19 protein-coding genes are annotated in these 18414 nt (G+C 71.2%); 17 read left to right on the plus strand and 2 right to left on the minus strand.

Features of this window, described 5'->3' with window-relative positions; translation table 11 throughout:
- Nucleotides 1-104: 104 nt before the first annotated feature.
- On the minus strand, nt 105-431 hold the full coding sequence (locus ACFYNL_RS07815; RefSeq protein WP_019757360.1) for a hypothetical protein: 327 nt from the start codon (nt 429-431) through the stop codon (nt 105-107).
- Nucleotides 432-577: 146 nt separating this feature from the next.
- Here ACFYNL_RS07815 and ACFYNL_RS07820 point away from each other — a divergent pair, with 146 nt between their 5' ends.
- Both ACFYNL_RS07820 and ACFYNL_RS07825 read left to right on the plus strand, forming a co-directional pair.
- A complete protein-coding gene (locus tag ACFYNL_RS07820; protein WP_388798328.1) occupies nt 578-1144 on the plus strand; it encodes a DoxX family protein in 567 nt (188 codons plus the stop codon).
- A gap of 512 nt (nt 1145-1656) precedes the next feature.
- Nucleotides 1657-2046, plus strand: a complete 390-nt coding sequence (locus tag ACFYNL_RS07825) for a MazG-like family protein (protein ID WP_388798331.1) — start codon at nt 1657-1659, stop codon at nt 2044-2046.
- Nucleotides 2047-2136: 90 nt separating this feature from the next.
- Here the strand turns inward: ACFYNL_RS07825 and ACFYNL_RS07830 are convergent, their stop codons facing one another.
- A complete protein-coding gene (locus ACFYNL_RS07830) occupies nt 2137-3639 on the minus strand; it encodes an esterase/lipase family protein (RefSeq protein WP_388798334.1) in 1503 nt (500 codons plus the stop codon).
- 228 nt (nt 3640-3867) lie between these two features.
- Between ACFYNL_RS07830 and ACFYNL_RS07835 the strand changes: the two genes are divergently transcribed.
- From ACFYNL_RS07835 to ACFYNL_RS07905, 15 genes are all read left to right on the plus strand, one after another.
- The gene (locus ACFYNL_RS07835; RefSeq protein ID WP_388798336.1) at nt 3868-4929 is read left to right on the plus strand and encodes a hypothetical protein; all 1062 of its coding nucleotides are present in this window, start codon (nt 3868-3870) and stop codon (nt 4927-4929) included.
- 238 nt (nt 4930-5167) lie between these two features.
- Nucleotides 5168-6304, plus strand: coding sequence for a sigma-70 family RNA polymerase sigma factor (locus ACFYNL_RS07840; RefSeq protein ID WP_388798338.1), 1137 nt, complete (start codon nt 5168-5170; stop codon nt 6302-6304).
- Between the two features lie 324 nt (nt 6305-6628).
- The gene (locus ACFYNL_RS07845; protein WP_388798341.1) at nt 6629-7579 is read left to right on the plus strand and encodes an ABC transporter ATP-binding protein; all 951 of its coding nucleotides are present in this window, start codon (nt 6629-6631) and stop codon (nt 7577-7579) included.
- Complete coding sequence (locus ACFYNL_RS07850; RefSeq protein WP_388798344.1) at nt 7576-8346, plus strand: MlaE family ABC transporter permease; 771 nt, start codon at nt 7576-7578, stop codon at nt 8344-8346. The genes ACFYNL_RS07845 and ACFYNL_RS07850 overlap by 4 nt, the downstream gene beginning before the upstream one ends.
- A 3-nt stretch (nt 8347-8349) precedes the next feature.
- Nucleotides 8350-9165, plus strand: coding sequence for an MlaE family ABC transporter permease (locus ACFYNL_RS07855; protein WP_388798347.1), 816 nt, complete (start codon nt 8350-8352; stop codon nt 9163-9165).
- 8 nt (nt 9166-9173) lie between these two features.
- A complete protein-coding gene (locus ACFYNL_RS07860) occupies nt 9174-10436 on the plus strand; it encodes an MCE family protein (protein ID WP_388798350.1) in 1263 nt (420 codons plus the stop codon).
- Entirely contained in the window at nt 10433-11479 is a 1047-nt protein-coding gene (locus ACFYNL_RS07865; RefSeq protein ID WP_388798353.1) for an MCE family protein, read from the plus strand. Before ACFYNL_RS07860 ends, ACFYNL_RS07865 begins: the two co-directional genes overlap by 4 nt.
- Nucleotides 11476-12573 (plus strand): MCE family protein, encoded by a 1098-nt coding sequence (locus tag ACFYNL_RS07870; protein ID WP_388798356.1) that lies wholly within the window; start codon nt 11476-11478, stop codon nt 12571-12573. The genes ACFYNL_RS07865 and ACFYNL_RS07870 overlap by 4 nt, the downstream gene beginning before the upstream one ends.
- 32 nt (nt 12574-12605) lie before the next feature.
- Nucleotides 12606-13703 (plus strand): MCE family protein, encoded by a 1098-nt coding sequence (locus ACFYNL_RS07875; RefSeq protein ID WP_388800514.1) that lies wholly within the window; start codon nt 12606-12608, stop codon nt 13701-13703.
- Nucleotides 13700-14989, plus strand: coding sequence for an MCE family protein (locus tag ACFYNL_RS07880; protein ID WP_388798359.1), 1290 nt, complete (start codon nt 13700-13702; stop codon nt 14987-14989). The genes ACFYNL_RS07875 and ACFYNL_RS07880 overlap by 4 nt, the downstream gene beginning before the upstream one ends.
- Entirely contained in the window at nt 14986-16263 is a 1278-nt protein-coding gene (locus ACFYNL_RS07885; protein ID WP_388798362.1) for an MCE family protein, read from the plus strand. The genes ACFYNL_RS07880 and ACFYNL_RS07885 overlap by 4 nt, the downstream gene beginning before the upstream one ends.
- Nucleotides 16260-16751 (plus strand): hypothetical protein, encoded by a 492-nt coding sequence (locus tag ACFYNL_RS07890; RefSeq protein WP_388798366.1) that lies wholly within the window; start codon nt 16260-16262, stop codon nt 16749-16751. Before ACFYNL_RS07885 ends, ACFYNL_RS07890 begins: the two co-directional genes overlap by 4 nt.
- A 24-nt stretch (nt 16752-16775) precedes the next feature.
- Nucleotides 16776-17579: a hypothetical protein gene (locus ACFYNL_RS07895; RefSeq protein ID WP_388798369.1), complete on the plus strand. Its 804-nt coding sequence runs from the start codon at nt 16776-16778 to the stop codon at nt 17577-17579.
- Nucleotides 17580-17611: 32 nt separating this feature from the next.
- The gene (locus ACFYNL_RS07900; RefSeq protein ID WP_388798371.1) at nt 17612-17836 is read left to right on the plus strand and encodes a hypothetical protein; all 225 of its coding nucleotides are present in this window, start codon (nt 17612-17614) and stop codon (nt 17834-17836) included.
- A 19-nt stretch (nt 17837-17855) separates the two neighbouring features.
- The gene (locus ACFYNL_RS07905) at nt 17856-18383 is read left to right on the plus strand and encodes a hypothetical protein (RefSeq protein WP_388798374.1); all 528 of its coding nucleotides are present in this window, start codon (nt 17856-17858) and stop codon (nt 18381-18383) included.
- The last annotated feature ends 31 nt before the right edge of the window (nt 18384-18414 follow it).

Raw genomic sequence — 18414 nt, forward strand, 5'->3', positions numbered from 1 at the left:
GCTTCTCGCGGGCCGCTGGGTCGTGTCCGCAAAGTCCCGTCGTCCGCCCGGAGGGCGGGCCTGTGCCAGGCGACGCGGGGCAGGCGGGACTTTGCGGACACGGCCTACGCCTGACCGGTCTCGAAGCGGGAGATCCTGCCGTCCTCCTCGACCTCGAAGTGCCACCGGGTGCGCATCTCGCCCCAGGTGTCGTTGCGGTAGGAGGCGATGAGGTCACGGCCGTGGTTCGACTCGTTGTCGACCTCCAGGTGACCGTTGGAGGTGAAGATCTCCCGGTCGATCCAGTCGGTGAGGTCGCGGTCGGTGCCGTCGTCCGCCATGGTCGCGCCCGGCGTGAGGACCTTCAGGAAGCCCTCGCGGTCATGGGCGTTGACGGCGGTGACGAAGGCGCGGACGGACGGGTCGCTGAGTCTGGACGTCTGAATCGTCATACCGGTCAGCCTCACATCGGCCCCCGCACCCCGCCACCCGAACGGCCGTGAGGGCAGGCCGGTCGGGTGGCGTCGGTGCGACCGTGGATGCGCGGGAGGGGTGTTGTGCCTGCTGTCCGTTCCTGCCGACCGTTCAGGGAGTCACCGTGAGTGCATACGACCGACGTGATCTGGGCCTGCTGCTGCTCCGGCTGGGAGCCGGCGGGGTGCTGGCCGCACACGGCACGCAGAAGCTGTTCGGCTGGTTCGGCGGTCACGGCATCGAAGGGACCGGCCAGTTCATGGAGTCGGTCGGTTACCGGCCGGGCAAGGCGAGCGCGACGGCCGCGGGCCTCGCCGAGACCGGCGGCGGCACGCTGCTGGCGCTGGGCCTCGCGACACCCGCGGCGGGGGCGGCGGCCGCCGGCGCGATGGCGGGGGCGGCCACCGTGCACGCCCCCAACGGCTTCTTCAACCAGGAGGGCGGCTACGAGTACGCGGCCACCCTGGGCCTGGCCGCGACCGGCCTCGCGATCGCCGGCCCGGGCCGCCTCTCCCTCGACCACGCGCTGGGTCATGTCGTCGACCGCGGCTGGATGGTGCCCGCTGCTCTGGCGGCGACGGCCGCGGTGACGGCACTGGTGGTGGGGGCACGGATCAAGCGGCTGGACCGGGCGGAGAGGGAGGAGCAGGCGGAACTGTTCGACGAACAGGAGGCGCTGTTCGGGGAGTAGCGGCGCGGGTGGCTGGCACGCCGCCTCCGTGCGGGGCGCCGCATGGAGGGGCGACGCGGGTGTCCGCCGCCCCGCCCCCGTGCCGGGATCCGCATAGAGGGGCGGCGCGAATGTCCGCCGCCCCACCCCCGTTCCAGGCGCCGCCCCACCGGAGTGGCGGCGCGGGTGTCCGCCGCCCTGCCTCCGTGCCGGGATCCGCATGGAGGGGCGACGCGAACGTCCGGCACCCCGCCCTCGTGCCAGGCGCCGCATAGAGGGGCGGCGCGGGTGTCCGCCACCCCGCCCCCCGTGCCAGGCGCCGCATAGAGGGGCGGCGCGAATGTCCGCCGCCCCACCCCCGTTCCAGGCGCCGCCCCACCGGAGTGGCGGCGCGGGTGTCCGCCGCCCTGCCCCCGTGCCGGGATCCGCATGGAGGGGCGACGCGAACGTCCGGCACCCCGCCCTCGTGCCAGGCGCCGCATGGAGGGGCGGCGCGGGTGTCCGCCACCCCGCCCCCGTGCCAGGCTGCGCGCATGACTGATCAGGCCGCCGCTCCTTCCGACACCGACACCGACACCGCCGCCGAGCCCTGCGCCGTACCGGCGGCCGACCTCTGGGACTCCATCGACGCCCTGTGGACCTGGCTCGACAGGGACCAACCCGTCGGCGGACGGGAGGGCCTGCTCCTGCGCATGCTGAAGCTGTCGGAGGAGGTCGGCGAGGTCGCCGAGGCCGTCATCGGGGCGACCGGGCAGAACCCGCGCAAGGGCGTCAGCCACACCTGGGAGGACGTACAGGGCGAACTGTGCGACGTCGTGATCACGGCCCTGGTGGCCCTGCGCACACTGACCCCCGACACCCGCGAGGTCTTCACCCGCCACCTGGCCCACGTCAGGAAGCGCTCACTGGGCCCGGATCAGTGACGGGCGCAGGCCCAGGGCGGGGTGTCGGACCAGGGGGGCGTCGGACCCGAACGGGCGTCGGACCCGAACGGGGCGTCGGGCTGGGCGGCATCAGGTCCAGGGCGTGGCGACGAGCCGGATCCTCGCCTCGCGGCCGACGAGGGGCGCGGCGGTGGTGGGCAGGCTGAGGTGGGCGACCCAGCGCTCCGGGGTGGGGTCCTCGTCGACGCGGGGCTCTCCGGCGACCCGGTGGTCGCGGATGGCGCCTTCGATGTCCGAGTTCCAGGTGGCCCAGATACCGGGACCGGCTTCCGGGGTGCCCACGTCGATGACGAGGGTGTCGGAGAAGTCGGCGGACTGCTCCAGGTGGTCGCCGAGGCTGAGGATGCCGCGCCGCTCGCGCAGGGAGATGAGCCGCAGGTCGAGGACGAACCGCATCGGCTCGTCCGTGCTCGCCCGCAGACCGCTGTCGAGGAACGTGGTCGCCAGCGACACCGACGCCTCGGCCCCGTCCGCGGGCGGCTCCAGCTGGATCGGGCACCAGTGGGCGGCGACCCGCTCGTGCATCACCACCGGCAGCCCGCGCACCGAGAGCCTCACCTCGGCCTGCCACACCACGTCGTCGCCGCCGGGCAGCCGGTGGTCGACCAGGGATGCCTCGATCCGGGTGTCCCCGAAGAGGAACCGCCGCAGGTTCTGGTACCCCTCCTCGGAGTTGACCATCCCGTAGCGCCCGCTGTGGCTGCGATGCACGAAGGCCCGGTGCGCACCCGGCACATACGCCCGCTCGATCTGCACGAGCCCGTCGCTGCGCGGCCCGACGGCCGCCGCGGACAGCCCGAACGCGACGTCGTAGTCCGTCGGATCGGTGCCGACGAGGCAGAAGACCCGCTCGCGGGGCAGCGTCCCGGGGCCGTCCGGCATCCGGCGGGCGTCCCAGCCCTCGGGCGGGCCGTCCGGGTCCCGTTCGGCCTGCGGGGTGAGGTACTCGTACATCCGCCGGGGCCCGAAGATGTCGGCGCCCTGGATGCCCAGGGTGTCCCGGATCCGCTCGAACCACCCGCCCCCCGCGTCGAAGGCGATGCCGCCGTGCGGGGTGCCGTAAGTGAACAGCTTCGCGACGCAGTCGGCGGCGGCACGCCCCCGGTCGGGAAGGACCTTCTGGAGCAGGCAGCGGCAGATGAGGCCGCCCATGGAGTGGGCGACGAGGAGGACCGCGGGGGCGCCGGTCTTCTCCAGAAGCCGGTCGATGAGGTCGAGCAGGTCGGCGGCGGCGGCTTCCAGTTGGTACTCCTGGGGGCGGCCGCCCCAGGTGGTGGCCGAGCGGTCGTAGAACCGGTGGATCCAGACGGTGTGCGCGGGGATCTTGTCATGCTCGGCGAGGTAGGTCTCCTGGCTGCCCTGCACGAGGAGTTCGTAGCCCTCCTCGCGGAGCAGTCGCAGCAGCGGACTCTCGAACTGGTGGAAGAGCGGCTGGTTGTGGGCGCCGACGCGGACATGGGTGGATCCCTCGTTGAAGCCGTAGAAGGGGTCGCCGACGGCTTTGTCGATGCCGCGGGTGCCGCCTGCGAAGCCACGGACGTACACGAGGGGGAGCTTGCGGGTGTCGTCCACGGCTTGCCTCCAACGGACCGGTTCCTCCTTCCTGAGTAGAGGAAGCCCGGCGGCTCGGCCTCCAGGGATAGCCCGTAGTGGTGATGCGGCGCGGCGCAGGAAGCAGGCCGGGGCGCTCGCGGTGTGCCGGCACGACCTCGGGCCTCACCCGTGCGGAGCAGGTCACTTGGCCGTGCGGGCCGCGGTCGTGTCGTACTGGTGATGATCGAGAGAGCCCCGGAGGCCCGGATGACCACGCGGCGTCGGCACAGCCTCGCGTCCTGGCGCGAGCTGCCGCTGACCGTGATCGCCCGCCTGAGCACCCAGCTCGCCGCGGAGGAGCTCCGGGTCGTGGCCGACGGCGACGAACGGCGCCGGGCGGTGATCGACGGAGCGCGACGGCACCTCGACGAGGCCGAGGCGGCCTGCCTGACCGGGGCGAGGTTCCGGCCCCGGTCCGGCACGCTGGAGCGGATCTGGTCGAACATCCGCGCCGCCGAGGCCGACCTGCTCTCCGTGGCCACCGACGACGAGATCCGGGCGAGGATGCCCGAGGTCCTGGCCCTGGTGCGCCAGCAGTTGTCGGAGGACTCCCCGCATCGACGGGCGGTCGAGGAGATCAGCGAGAAGGCGGCGACCGGTGACGAGCCCGTCACCGACGAGGAACGGGGCACCCTCGTCCGGGCTCTGCTGTTCGCCTACGCGATCCTGGGCGGCAGGTACCGGCGGGTGCGGCTCCTGGCGGACCTGCTCTGGATCGTCACGGGGGCCGCGACGCTGGGGCTGGCCGGACTGGCGCTGTGGGGCTACGCCGACAAGGAGTCCCTGGACCTGTGCTTCACCCCCCAGCCGCCCGGCAACCGCGTGGTCTGCCCCAACGGCGAACACGAGGTGCCCGCCGACAGCACGCCCCCCGCGAACCCGCCCTCCTCCACCACCATGGACGTCGACACCGCCCCCTACACCGACGCCCTGGACGTCCTGACCGTGGAGTTCGCGGGACTCATCGGGGCGGCTCTGACCGTGGTCACGGCGGTGCACCGGATCCATGCGAACCACGCCACGCAGTACCAGTTCCGTCTTCCGCTGGCGGCGGCGGTGCTGAAGTTCCCGGTGGGCGCGCTGTCCGCCCTCGCCGGCATCCTGCTGATCAAGGCGGCCTTCGTCCCGGGTCTGAGCAACCTCGACAGCTCCGCGCAGATCCTCGGTTGGGCGGTCGTGTTCGGCGCGGCCCAGCACCTGGTCACCCACATCGTCGACCAGCGGGCGGACGAGGCGTTGAGCGGGGTGCGCAAGCCGCCGTCGGGCTGACGCCGAGCAGGTCGCGGGTGCGCGCATCCGCGACCTGCCAGTAACAGCGCGGACTCGATGACCGCCACCCCCTCCACAACCGCCGATACCCGGCGGTAATGTCGCCCACCGCCGACCGGGCGGCGCCCTCGATGCCCAGGGAGCCGTGCGGGCGGTTCGGCAGGGCGGCGATCGGGCGGGCCGGACGACGCGGCCCGGCCGGGGTTCAGGCACACGCTCGGAGCGCGAAGGGGCCCTCATGGCGACGGACATGCCTGCGGACATGCCCGCGGGGACACCTGCGGCGATGGACGCCGCCGACGAACGGTGGCGGCGCATGTGGAGCCACCGTGAGCAGCTGCTCAAGGTGGCTCGGCGCAGGTCGATGAGTGCGGAGGACGCCGAGGACGCGGTGCATGAGGCGATGCTGCGTGCCGCCGAGCGCCCCGACCTGGACGACGAGCGGCTCGCGGCCTGGCTGACGACGGTCACGATGCGGCTGTGCGTCGACCGCTACCGACAGGTCAGCCGCGAGGCGCAGGTACGGACGAGCCCGACCCTTATCGCCCCCGCTCCGGTCCCCGTCGAGGAGTCGGTGTGCGACCGGGCCGAGGCGAAGTGGCTGGCGGTGCGCAGTGGTGAGCTGCCCGCGCGGCAGGCCGAGGCGCTGCGGCTGAAGTCGCAGGACCTGGACGTGGCGCAGGTCGCCGTGCGGATGGGGCTCAGTTACCGGACCGTCGAGTCGCTGCTGGCCCGGGCCCGGCGGACGCTGCGTCAGTCGCTGGCGGCGACACTCGGGTGCGCGCTGTTCCTCATCGGGTGGGGGCGGCCGCGCGGCGGCGGCAAGGTGCACGCCGTGGCGGTGGCTTCGACGGCGGCGACCCTCGCGGTGGCCGGGTTCGTGCTGCCGTACGCCCTCGACGGGAACGGGGAGGGAGGCGGTACGGCGCCTCGGCCCGCCGTCGCCACGCCGGACGGCACGCAGGCGCTGCGGCCCGACGGCTCGGGTACGGGCCGTACGCCTCGGGGGAACACGCCCACTGCCGCGTCCGAAGGGAGCGCCACCGGCTCCCCGGCCCGCGAATCGCTCCTCCCGCTGTCCGTACCGTCGCTGCCGCAGGTGCCGGAAGTGCCGGAGGTCCCGGAGTTCCCCGCGATCCCGGTGTCCGCGCTGCCGGTACCGTCCGCACCGGACGTCCCGCTGACCCCCGAGGTGCCGGACGTGCCGGAGCTGCAGGACGTGCCGGGGCTGCAGGACGTGCCGGAACCGCCCGAGGTCCCCGAGCTGCCGGTGGAGCCCTCCGCCGATCCGGCCTACACGGCGGCCGTCCCGGACGACTCCGCCGCCGTACCGTCCCCCTCGCTGCCGATCCCGACGACGAGCCCAGTGCCGTAGCCACGGACGCGAGGCCGACGCAGCCACGGACGCCGGGCCGACGTACCCACGCGGGCTGTCGCAGCCACGGACGCCAGACCGACGCAGCCACGGACGCCAGGCCGACGCACCCACGGACGCCAGACCGACGTACCCACGCGGGCTGTCGCAGCCACGAGCGCAGGGCCGCCACAGCCGCATACAGCCGCATACGGCCGTGATCCAGCCCAAATCCCCCACCCCTCGCCTCCTTCCGAAAAAAATCCGCCACGGAAACGACGGACGCCCGCCACCTCCCCGTAGAGCAGATGTCGGAGCTGCTCCACGGGCCGAAGGGTGAACCGGATGGGTGTCGAGATCTGTGTGGAAGGGCTGACCAAGTCCTTCGGACACCAGGTCATCTGGCAGGACGTCTCACTGACGCTGCCCGCCGGGGAGGTCTCGGTCATGCTCGGCCCCTCGGGCACGGGCAAGTCGGTGTTCCTCAAGACGCTCGTCGGACTGCTGAAGCCGGAGCGCGGGTCGATCACGATCCAGGGCCGGGACATCACCAAGCTGCGCGAGCGCGAGCTGTACGAGGTGCGGAAGCTGTTCGGTGTGCTGTTCCAGGACGGCGCGCTGTTCGGCTCGATGAACCTGTACGACAACGTCGCCTTCCCGCTGCGCGAGCACACCCGTAAGTCCGAGAGCGAGATCCGGCGCATCGTGCTGGAGAAGATGGACATGGTCGGGCTGATCGGCGCCGAGGGGAAACTGCCCGGCGAGATCTCCGGCGGGATGCGCAAGCGGGCCGGGCTGGCCCGCGCGCTCGTTCTCGACCCCGAGATCATCCTCTTCGACGAGCCCGACTCGGGCCTCGACCCGGTCCGTGTCGCCTACCTCAACCAGCTCATCGTCGACCTCAACGCCCAGATCGACGCGACCTTCCTGATCGTCACGCACGACATCGCCTCGGCCCGCCAGGTACCGGACAACATCGGGCTGCTGTTCCGCCGCGAACTGGTCATGTTCGGGCCCCGCGAGGAGTTGCTGAGCAGCGACGAGCCGGTCGTACGGCAGTTCCTGAACGGCCGGATGCAAGGACCGATCGGCATGGCGGAGGAGAAGGACGCCGCCCAGGTCGAGCAGGAGCTCGCCGCCCTCGGCGACAGCGACGGCAAGGGCGCACAGACTCCCGGCAGTCAGGCTCTGACTCCCCGCCTGCTGCCGGGGCCGGACATCGCGCGGCCACCGCGCTGGGAGGCGATCGCCCGGCGCGAGGACGCGCTGCGCGAGAAGGCGGGGGCCGGCGCATGAGCCTGTCACCGATCGGAGCGCTGCGGCAGTCGGGAAGCCTGTTCGCGATGGCGCTGGACGTCGTCCGGACCGTCCCCCGACGGCCCTTCCAGGCACGGGAGTTCATCCAGCAGGCGTGGTTCGTCGCGAGCGTCACCATCCTGCCGACGGCGCTCGTCTCCATCCCGTTCGGCGCGGTCATCGCCCTCCAGATCGGCAGCCTGACCCGGCAGCTCGGCGCCCAGTCCTTCTCCGGCGCCGCCTCCGTGCTCGCCGTGCTGCGCGAGGCCTCGCCGATCGTCACCGCGCTGCTGATCGCGGGCGCCGGCGGTACGGCGATCTGCGCCGACCTCGGGGCGCGGAAGATCCGCGACGAGATCGACGCGATGCAGGTACTGGGCATCGACCCCGTCCACCGGCTGGTCGTGCCGCGCGTACTGGCGTCGATGCTGGTGGCGGTACTGCTCAACGGGCTGGTGTCGGTGGTCGGCGTGGCGGGCGGCTACTTCTTCAACGTCGTCCTGCAGAACGGCACGCCCGGCGCCTACCTCGCCTCCTTCACCACCCTCGCCCAGCTCTCCGATCTGTGGGCGGCCGAGGTGAAGGCACTCGTGTTCGGAGCGATCTCGGGGATCGTCGCCTCGTACAAGGGCCTGACCGCGAAGGGCGGCCCCAAGAGTGTGGGCGACGCGGTGAACCAGTCGGTGGTGATCACCTTCATGTTGCTGTTCGTGACCAACTTCGTGATGACCGCGGTGTACTTCCAGGTCGTCCCGCAGAGGGGTTAGCCGATGAGACCGCTGCAACGCCCCATGCGCTCACTCGAAGAGCTCGGCGCCCAACTCTCCTTCTACGGACGCTCGCTGGCGTGGACCGGCCGCACCCTGCGCCGCTACAAGAAGGAGATCCTGCGGCTGCTGGCCGAGGTGAGCTTCGGCCGTGGCGCGCTCGCCGTCGTGGGCGGCACGGTCGGCGTGATCGCCTTCCTGTCCTTCTTCACGGGCACCGAGGTCGGCCTCCAGGGCTACGCCGCCCTCAACCAGCTCGGCACCTCCAACTTCGTGGCGTTCCTGTCGGCGTACTTCAACACCCGGGAGATCGCCCCGCTGGTGGCCGGCCTCGCGCTGTCGGCGACCGTCGGCGCCGGCTTCACGGCCCAGCTGGGCGCGATGCGCATCAGCGAGGAGACCGACGCGCTCGAAGTCATGGGCGTGCCCTCGCTGCCGTTCCTGGTGACGACGCGGATGATCGCCGGATTCGTCGCGGTGATCCCGCTGTACGTGGTCGGTCTGCTGTCCTCGTACTTCGCCGCCCGCACGATCACCACCGGGTACTACGGCCAGTCGGCCGGCACCTACGACCACTACTTCCAGCAGTACCTGCCCCCGGTCGACGTGCTGTGGTCCTTCGGCAAGGTGCTCGTCTTCGCCGTCCTGATCATCCTGGTCCACTGCTTCTACGGCTACTACGCGAGCGGCGGCCCGGCGGGCGTCGGGGTGGCGGTGGGCCGTGCGGTGCGCACCTCGATCGTGGCGATCAACGTTCTGGACTTCTTCCTGTCGTTGGCGATCTGGGGCGCCAACACGACCGTACGGATCGCGGGGTGAACCGCCCGATGAGGGGGCCGAGGGTGTCGAGAGTGCTGAGACTGCGGTTGTACGGCGTGGTCTTCCTGGCTGTGCTCGCCCTGCTGCTGTCGTTGTCCGTCGCCGTCTACCGGCAGGCCTTCACACCGGTCGTGCGGATCACCCTGGAAGCCGACAGCCTCGGCAACCAGCTGGATCCGCGGGCCGACGTCAAACTGCGCGGGCTGCTGGTCGGCGAGGTGCGCGAGGTGCACGCCGACGGGACGAAGGCGCGGCTGGACATCGCGCTCAAGCCGGAGCACGTCGCGAGCATCCCCTCGGACGTGCACGCCCGGCTGCTGCCCAAGACGCTGTTCGGCGAGAAGTACGTCGACCTGGTCCCGCCCGCCGGGGCCGCGTCGGCTCGCCCGATCCGCGCCGGCGACGTCATCACCCAGGACCGCACCCGCGTCGGCATCGAGGTGCAGCAACTCCTCAACGACCTGATGCCGCTGCTGCGCACCGTCCAGCCCGGCAAGCTCAACGCCACTCTCTCCGCCGTCGCCACCGCCCTCGAAGGCCGCGGCGACCGCATCGGCGACAACCTCACACGCCTGGAGTCCTACCTGCGCCGCCTCAACCCCCATCTGCCGTCCCTCACCGAGGACATCGCCCGTTTCGCCGAGGTCGCCGAGATCTACGGCGACGCGGCGCCCGACCTCATGGAGATCCTGCGCAACACGGTCACCACCAGTCGCACGATCGTCGAGAAGGAGGACCAGCTCGCGGCGGCGCTCCGTGCCACGGCGACCGTGGCGGGCACCGCGGAGGACTTCCTCGACGCGAACGGCGGCCGGTTCATCACCCTCGGCCGGGTCTCCCGCCCGACGCTGGAGCTGTTCGCCCGCTACTCCCCCGAGTACCCCTGCCTGCTGGCCGGCCTGGTCCGGCAGGAGAAGGCCTCTCAGGAGGCGTTCCGGGACGGGAAGATGCACATCACGCTGGAGGTCGTACGGCCGCAGGGGGCGTACGAGCCGGGCGAGGAGCCGCGGTACGCCGACCGGTCGGGGCCGAACTGCCACGGCCTGCCGCACCCTCGGGTACCGGCACCGGGCGCCCACCTCGACGACGGTTCCAGGAAGCCGAGTTCGTCCTCGGGCGGCCCGCAGGGCGTCTCCGCCACCCGCGCCGAGCAGCGGGCCGTCGGCTCGCTCGTGGCCCCGGTGCTCGGGGTGCCCGCCGATGAGGTGCCGCCGGTCACGACGCTGCTGTTCGGGCCGCTGGCGCGCGCGACGGCGGTGAGTGTGGCATGAGCCGTACGAAAACCAAGGGTGCCCGGCAGACCGCCGCCCCGCTGATCAAGTTCAGTCTCTTCGCGCTGGTGACGATCCTGGCGACGGCGCTGCTCGCGGCCACCATCGTGAACATCTCCTTCAGCCCGAAGGACACCTACCGCGCGGTCTTCAGCGACGTCACCGGCCTGGAGGAGGGCGACGACATCCGGGTGGCCGGAGTACGGGTCGGCGAGGTCGAGGGCATCCGGATCAAGGACCGGACGCTGGCCGAGGTCACCTTCACGGTCAGCCGGGACCGGCCGCTGCTCACCGGCACGGGCGCCGTCATCCGGTACCGCAATCTGGTCGGTCAGCGCTACGTCGCGCTCACCGAGGGAACGGGCGACCACACCCGGCTGCGCCCCGGCGCGACGATCCCGCTGTCGCGCACGCAACCGGCGCTGGATCTCAACGCCCTGCTGAACGGCTTCAAGCCGCTCTTCGCCGCGCTCAGCCCGAAGGACGTCAACCAGCTCGCCATGGAGATCGTCCGCACCCTCCAGGGCGAGGGCGGCACCGTGCACAGCCTGCTCGTGCACACGGCGTCGCTCACCTCGACGCTGGCCGGCCGCGACCAGCTGATCGGCTCGGTGATCGACAACCTGAACACGGTGCTCAGGACGCTGGACAAGCGCGGCGCCCGCTTCTCCGGCCTGCTCAAGCAGCTGCGCCGGGTCGTCTCCGGTCTCTCCGCCGACCGCAAGCCCATCGGGCGGTCCCTGGTGAGCATCGGCGATCTGACGGAGGCCACCTCGGACCTGCTGAAGGACGCGCGGCCGCCGCTGAAGGACGACATCGCCCAGCTGACCGAGCTCACCGGAACCCTGAACGACAACGAGAAGACGGTGGAGGGCGTGCTGAAGCGGCTGCCGAACAAGCTGAACGAGCTGACGGGCACGGCGTCCTACGGCTCGTGGTTCAACTTCTACCTGTGTGACTTCGACGGCCGGATCGTGCTGCCGAAGACGAAGCAGGTGCTGACGCCCGACCTGCATGTGGCGAGGGCGAGGTGCGGGGCATGAGCCGCAGGAACCGTCCGAAGCCGCTGTTCAAGGTCCGTGTCGAGCCGCCTCGCATCCGGCTCCCGCGCCTGTCCCCCTTCCGAGTCGGGGCACGTCCTACGCCCTCCGCGCGGCGGGGGAACGACCCCGCCGTCGTCGGCGCCGTCGGCCTCACCGTCCTCGCGCTGCTGACGGTGGCCGCGTTCAACGCCGACCGGCTGCCGGTCATCGGCGACGGCGACACCTACAGCGCGGCCTTCGCGGAGGCGGGCGGGCTCAAGCCGGGCGACGAGGTACGGATCGCCGGGGTCAAGGTCGGCAAGGTGCGGGAGGTCGACCTGGACGGCGACCACGTCAAGGTCACCTTCAAGATCAAGGGCGAGCCGGCCTTCGGTACGAGGACCGGGGCGTCGATCCGCGTCAAGACGATCCTGGGCGCGAAGTACCTGGCCCTGCACCCCGAGGGGAGCGGTCGGTTGGCCCCCGGCAGCGAGATCCCGTTGACCCGCACGGTGCCCGCGTACGACGTCGTACAGGCCTTCAGCGACCTCACCACCACGACGGAGGAGGTCGACACCGACCGTGTGGCGCAGGCCCTGGACACGATCTCCGCCACCTTCGAGGACTCACCGCGGGAGGTACGGGCGTCGATCAAGGGCCTGTCGCAGATCTCCCGGACGGTGGCCACCCGCGACAAGGCGCTGCGTGAGCTGCTCGACCACGCGAACGGTGTCACGGGTGTCCTGGCCGACCGCTCGTCGGACTTCACCACCCTGGTCAAGGACGGCGACAAGCTGTTCAGGGAGATCAGCAGACGCCGCGAGGCGATCCACACCCTGCTGAAGGGCTCCGCCGCGCTCGGCGTCCAGCTCTCCGGCCTGGTCCAGGACAACGACAAGGAGATCGGGCCCGCGCTCAAGGGCCTGAACCGTGTGGTGGAGATGCTCGAACGCAACCAAGCCTCCCTCGACCGGAGCATCAGGCTCCTCGCGCCCTACGTGCGCGTCTTCACCAACACCCTGGGCAACGGTCGCTGGTTCGACTCCTACGTCCAGAACCTGGTCGCGGCCCCGGTGGTGCCGCGAACGGGGACCGGGACGGGAGGGGCGCAGTGAGCAACCGCTGGAAGAAGCGCGCGGCCGTGCTGATGGCGCTCACCCTCGTCGCCGCCCTTACCTACGTCCTCTGGCCGCGCCCCGAACCGGTCCGCGTCACCGCCTACTTCCCGCGCACGGTCGGCATCTACCCCGGCTCGGACGTCCGCGTCCTGGGAGTCAGGATCGGCGAGGTCGTCTCGATCACGCCGGAGGGCGGCCGGGTGCGGGTCGAGCTGGAGTACGACGCCGACCGCGAAGTCCCGGCGGACGCACAGGCGGCGATCATCAACTCCTCGGTGGTCAGCGACCGTTACGTTCAGCTGCTGCCGGTGTACCGGGGCAGCGGTCCGGTGCTGCGGACCGGGGACGAGATCCCCGAGTCGCGCACTGCCGTCCCCGTCGAACTGGACCGCGTCTTCGACAGCCTGCACACCACGGCCGAGGCCCTCGGACCGGACGGCGCCAACAAGGACGGCGCCCTGTCCCGGCTGCTCGGCGTGAGCGCGGACAACCTGGACGGCCAGGGCAAGAACCTCCACCGGACGGTCGAGGACCTCTCGAAGGCGGTCACCACCCTCTCCGACGGCCGCACGGACCTGTTCGGCACGATCCGCAACCTCCAGGTCTTCACAGCGGCGCTGGCGGCCGACGACAAGAGTGTGCGGTCGTTCAACAGCAGCCTCGCGAAGGTCGCCGAGCAACTGGCCGGTGAGCGCGAGGAGTTGGCGGCGGCGCTGAAGAACCTGGGCACGGCGCTCGGTGACGTGTCGGCCTTCGTGAAGCGGAACAAGAAGGCGCTGACCTCGAACGTGGAGGGTCTGAGCAAAGTGACCAAGGTGCTCGTCACCCAGCGCGCCGCGCTGGAGGAGCTGTTGGCGGTGGCCCCGGCCGGTCTGTCGAACCTCAACAACGCCTACAACCCGTCGGCCGGCACCCTCGACACCCGCAACAACGCCGATCAGGCGCAGGACCCGGCGTCGCTGCTGTGCTCGATCCTCCGGACGACCGGGGACGAGGGCGGCACGAACCCCGACTGCGCCGAGCTGAGGAAGCTGTTCGACTCCCTGCCGGAGGTGCCGCGGGGCGGCACGGCGGTCACGGGCACGGTCGACCGCACGCTCGGCGGCATCCTGGGGGCGAGGGCATGAGAGGGCTGCGCAAGGGCGGGGCGGCGGCTTGGACGGCGGTCGGCGCACTGCTGCTGACCGGCTGCGAGGTCAACGGCTGGTACGACGTGCGGCTGCCGGGCGGCGCCGCGGCGGACGGCGACGCGTACCACGTCACCGTTGAGTTCCGAGACGTCCTGGACCTGGTGCCGCAGTCGGCGGTGAAGGTCGACGACGTGACGGTCGGCGCGGTCGAGAGGGTGGAGCTGAACGGCTGGCACGCGCGCGTGCACCTCAGGGTCGCCGACTCGGTGAAGCTGCCGGCGAACGCGATCGCCGAACTCCGGCAGACCAGCATGCTCGGCGAGAAGTACGTGGCGCTGTCGAGGCCGACAGGCACGCCCCCGGTGGGCCGCCTGACCGAGGGCGACGTGATCCCCCTGTCCCGCAGCGGCCGCAACCCGGAGATCGAGGAGGTGCTGTCGGCCCTGTCCGCGCTGCTGAACGGCGGCGGGGTGGCCCAGCTGAAGACGATCACGGTGGAGCTGAACAAGGCGCTGGAGGGACGGGAGAACCGCGTCCGGTCACTGCTGAAGGAGCTCGACACGTTCCTGGGCGGTCTGGACGCACAGAAGAAGGACATCGTCCGGGCACTGAAGGCCGTGGACCGGCTCGCCGAGCGTCTCGGCAAGGAGAAGGAGACCATCGCCGAGGCGGTGGAGGAGATGCCCCCGGCCCTCAAGGTCCTGGCCGACCAGCGGCGCGACCTGACGAGGATGCTGACGGCCCTGTCCGAGCTCGGCCGCACGGGCACCAAGGTGGTCGACGCCTCGCACGACGACACCGTCGCCAACCTCAAGCAGCTCCGTCCGATCCTGCAGCAGCTCAACAAGGCGGGCGACGACCTGCCCGACTCCCTGGAGCTGCTGACGACCTACCCGTTCCCACGCAACGCGGTGGACGCGATCAAGGGTGACTACGTCAACCTGCACATCACCGCCGACCTCGATCTGGCCGGCATCTACGGCAACTTGACGAAGAAGCCGGGCGAGGGGGGCCGGGACGGGGAGACCCAGGAACCCGAACTTCCCGAGACCCCCGAACTGCCGGACGTACCGGACCTCCCGGAGCTGCCGGGCGTACCGGCGCCCACGGCACTGCCGAACGGCCCGAACGTGCGCCCGTCTCCTTCCGTCCCGTCCGGGGGCGGCGGTGACCTGCTGTGCCCGCCGGTGTGCACGGCCGGTTACGCGCCTGGGAGCGGCGACTGGCCCGAGGGGATCGACCTCGAACTCGCCGAGATGATGCTGAAGGGGGTCCAGCCGTGATCACCCGTACGGTCAAGGTCCAACTGCTGGCCTTCGCCACCCTCACCGCGGTCGGCGTGTCCTACGTGGGCGCCGAGTACACCGGACTGGTCGACGAGGTCCTGGACCGCGGCTACACGGTCCGCGCGGACTTCCCCGACTCCGGGGGCGTCTTCACCGGCGCGGAGGTGACGTACCGCGGGGTGCCGGTGGGCAGGGTCGGCGCGCTGCGCCTGGCGGGCGGGGACGGGGTCTCGATCGCCCTCGACATCCGGGACGGGGCGCCCGACATCCCCGCGGACACCCTTGCCGTCGTGGCGAACCGCTCGGCGGTCGGCGAGCAGTACGTCGACCTGCAGCCCCGCACGTCCGACGGCCCGTACCTCCTCGACGGCAGCAGCATCCCGCGCCGCAACACCCGCGTCCCGCTGCCGACGACGGACCTGGTCCTGAGCCTCGACCGCCTGGTGAACTCGGTCGGCAAGAAGGACCTCCGGGTGACCGTCGACGAACTGGGCGAGGCCTTCGCGGGAACCGGCCCGAACCTGAGCCGCCTGGTCGACTCCGGCAACGACCTGGTCGAGTCGGCGTCCGAGGCGCTCCCGGAGACGATCGCGCTGATCGAGGACTCCCGCAAGGTCCTGAAGACCCAGGCGGACCAGGGTTCGTCGATCAAGTCCTTCGCGGCCGACCTGGCGGCGCTCACCGCCCAGTTGAAGGCGAGCGACGGTGACCTGCGCAAGCTGATCGGCAACGCCCGGCCGGCGGCACAGGAGGTGAACTCCCTGCTGAAGTCGGCGGGCCCCGAGCTGTCGGTCCTGCTGGCGAACCTGATCAGCGGCGGCCAGGTGACGCTGGCACGCCTGCCCGGCGTGGAACAGGCACTGGTCACCTTCCCGGTGATGGTGGCGGGCAGCTACACGGTGGTCCCGGGCGACGGCACGACCCACTTCGGCATGGTGCTGAACGCCGACGACCCCCCGGCCTGCACGCAGGGGTACGGCACGGCGCGCCGGGACCCCGCGGACACCAGCACCCGCGAGGCGAACACGCGGGCCCGCTGCACGCTGCCGCGCGGGAGCGAGTCATCGGTGCGGGGCGCGCAGAACGCCCCCGGTGCGTCGACCGCCCACGGCGGCCCCCGGCGGACAGCGCACGTCACCCCGTACGACCCGGAGACCGGCACCACCACCGGCCCGGACGGAAGCAACGTCGAGATCGGCTCGACGGGCGGCCAGCGGGCCGTGTTCGGAAAGGAGTCGTGGCAATGGCTGCTAGTCGGCCCGATGGCATGAGGAGCGCACTGAGCTCCAGGGCGGTGACGGTGGGACTGATCGCGGTGACGGTCCTCACCACGGCACTGACGATCTGGCTGACCCTCGGTCTTCTCGCCCAGCACGAGACGGACCGGCGCCGCCAGGACATCCTGTCCGCGGCCCGCCAGTCGGCCCTGAACTTCACCTCCCTCGACCACCGCCACTACGCCCGCGACAGCGCGAACGTCCTGGCAGGCGCGACCGGCGACTTCAAGAAGCAGTTCGCGGCCCAGACGAAGCAGTTGACGCAGTTGGTGGCCCGGAACAAGTCGGTGTCGGAGGGCCAGGTCCTGGAGGCGGGCATCGTCCGCTCCGACGCCGACTCGGCCCGAGTCCTGGTGGTGGCCGACAGCAAGGTGACGAACACGGCGGTGCCTCAGGGCGAGGCGCGCACCTACCGCCTCCAGCTGGACCTGGTGCACCGGGACGGCCGCTGGCTCACGTCGGACGTCGAGTTCGTCGGCTGACAAGCACGATCAAGGAGTACGACCATGCCGAAGGCGACCACCCGCACCATGACGGCAGCGGCGCGTGCGGCGGCCAAGCGCGCGGAACGCCACCGCGGAACGGACCCGGCCCCCGAGCCCGCGGTCGTCGGCCGCACCATCCTCATAGAGGCCCCGAGGAACGGCTGGGAGGACCCACCGGAGCCGTCACCGGACTCCTTCGAGGAGCCGCTGCCCTTCGATGAACCGGAGTCCTTCGACGAACCGGAGCCCTTCGATGAACCGGAGTCCTTCGACGAACCGGAGTCCTTCGAAGAGGAGCCGCCCGGGACCGGGGGCCGCCCCGGCCGACGCCGCCCGTGGACCGCGCTGCTCGGCGTCCTCCTCGTCGCCGGCCTGGTCGCCGCCGCCGTGGTGGGTTGGCAGTACCGCGAAGCACACCGGACGGAGACCGCCCGTTCCGAGGCTCTCGCGGCCGCGCGGACGGCGGCCCCGAAAGTCCTGTCCTACGACTACCGCACCCTGGACCGCGACTTCACCCGCGCGCGCTCCCACCTGACCGGCGACTTCCGCGACGAGTACGCCAAGACCACGAAGACCGTGGTCGGCCCGACGGCCGAGAAGTACCGCGGCACGGTGAAGGCAACGGTCGCCGCCCCCGGCTCCGGCGGCACCCCGGCGGCATCCGTCGTCTCGGCCTCCCCGGACCAGGTCGTGGTCCTGCTCTTCGTCAACCAGGTCACCGAGAGCACGCAGGTCTCGGGCTCGCGCCTGGACCTGAACCGGGTACGGATGACGATGAGCCGCACGGACGAGGGCTGGAAGGTGAGCGCGGTGGACGCACTCTGACGACGCCATCGGCCCGGTCGGGGGGTGACCCCATGGATTTCGTCAATCTTGGGGGCGAGAGTTGCCAGAAGCATCTCTTCGACCTGATCCTGCGGGACGTCAGGGGCACTACCGCCCTCGGCCGCCTCAAGTTCGGCCAATGGGTCCTCGGCTTCGCATACGACGGCAGTCGACGCGTCGACTATGTCGCTAGCACGGAAGACATTTGGGTTCAACCGATACCTACCGAGGGCGCCAACGTGAAGATCACCAACTAGCAGGAAGACATCACTGACCATGGCGCTTCTCGTCGAACACAACGTCACCGCCACCCCCGGTCGCCGCCTGCTGGAGGTCTACGACGCAGACGCGTACCTCGGCGACGAAGCAGCCATGGACGCCGCAGAGACACAGGTGGTGGCCGGCAACGGCTACCACCTGTACCTCCTCAGCCTGCAACCGGACATGAAAGTCCAGATGAGGATCCGCATCTGGGACTCCCCACCCGCCCCGCCCGCCGAGGCCGAAGGCCACACCGACGTCAGCCTCGAATCCGAAACAGGCATCCTGGTCATCGGCCAACTCGACCGCGGACCCGCCGACGAGATCACCCTGCCCCGCCCCGGCGTCTACGAAGGCCACGCCTGGTGGCAGAACCGCCAAGCGTCAGCCGACTACTACAACACCACCCTCGACCAGATCGCCGACGACTCCCCCGAAGACCAGCTCACCGCAGCCTGGAACAACTGCCCCGTCACCGAACGCTACGTCCTCGACCTGGCTTACACCCGGGAGCCCGAACCCATCGATGACGATGATCAATAGAAGGGGCTCTTCTGCGGCGCGCTCGCGTACG

This window comes from Streptomyces sp. NPDC007808, assembly GCF_042868655.1.
In the GTDB taxonomy this organism is placed as follows: Bacteria; Actinomycetota; Actinomycetes; order Streptomycetales; family Streptomycetaceae; genus Streptomyces.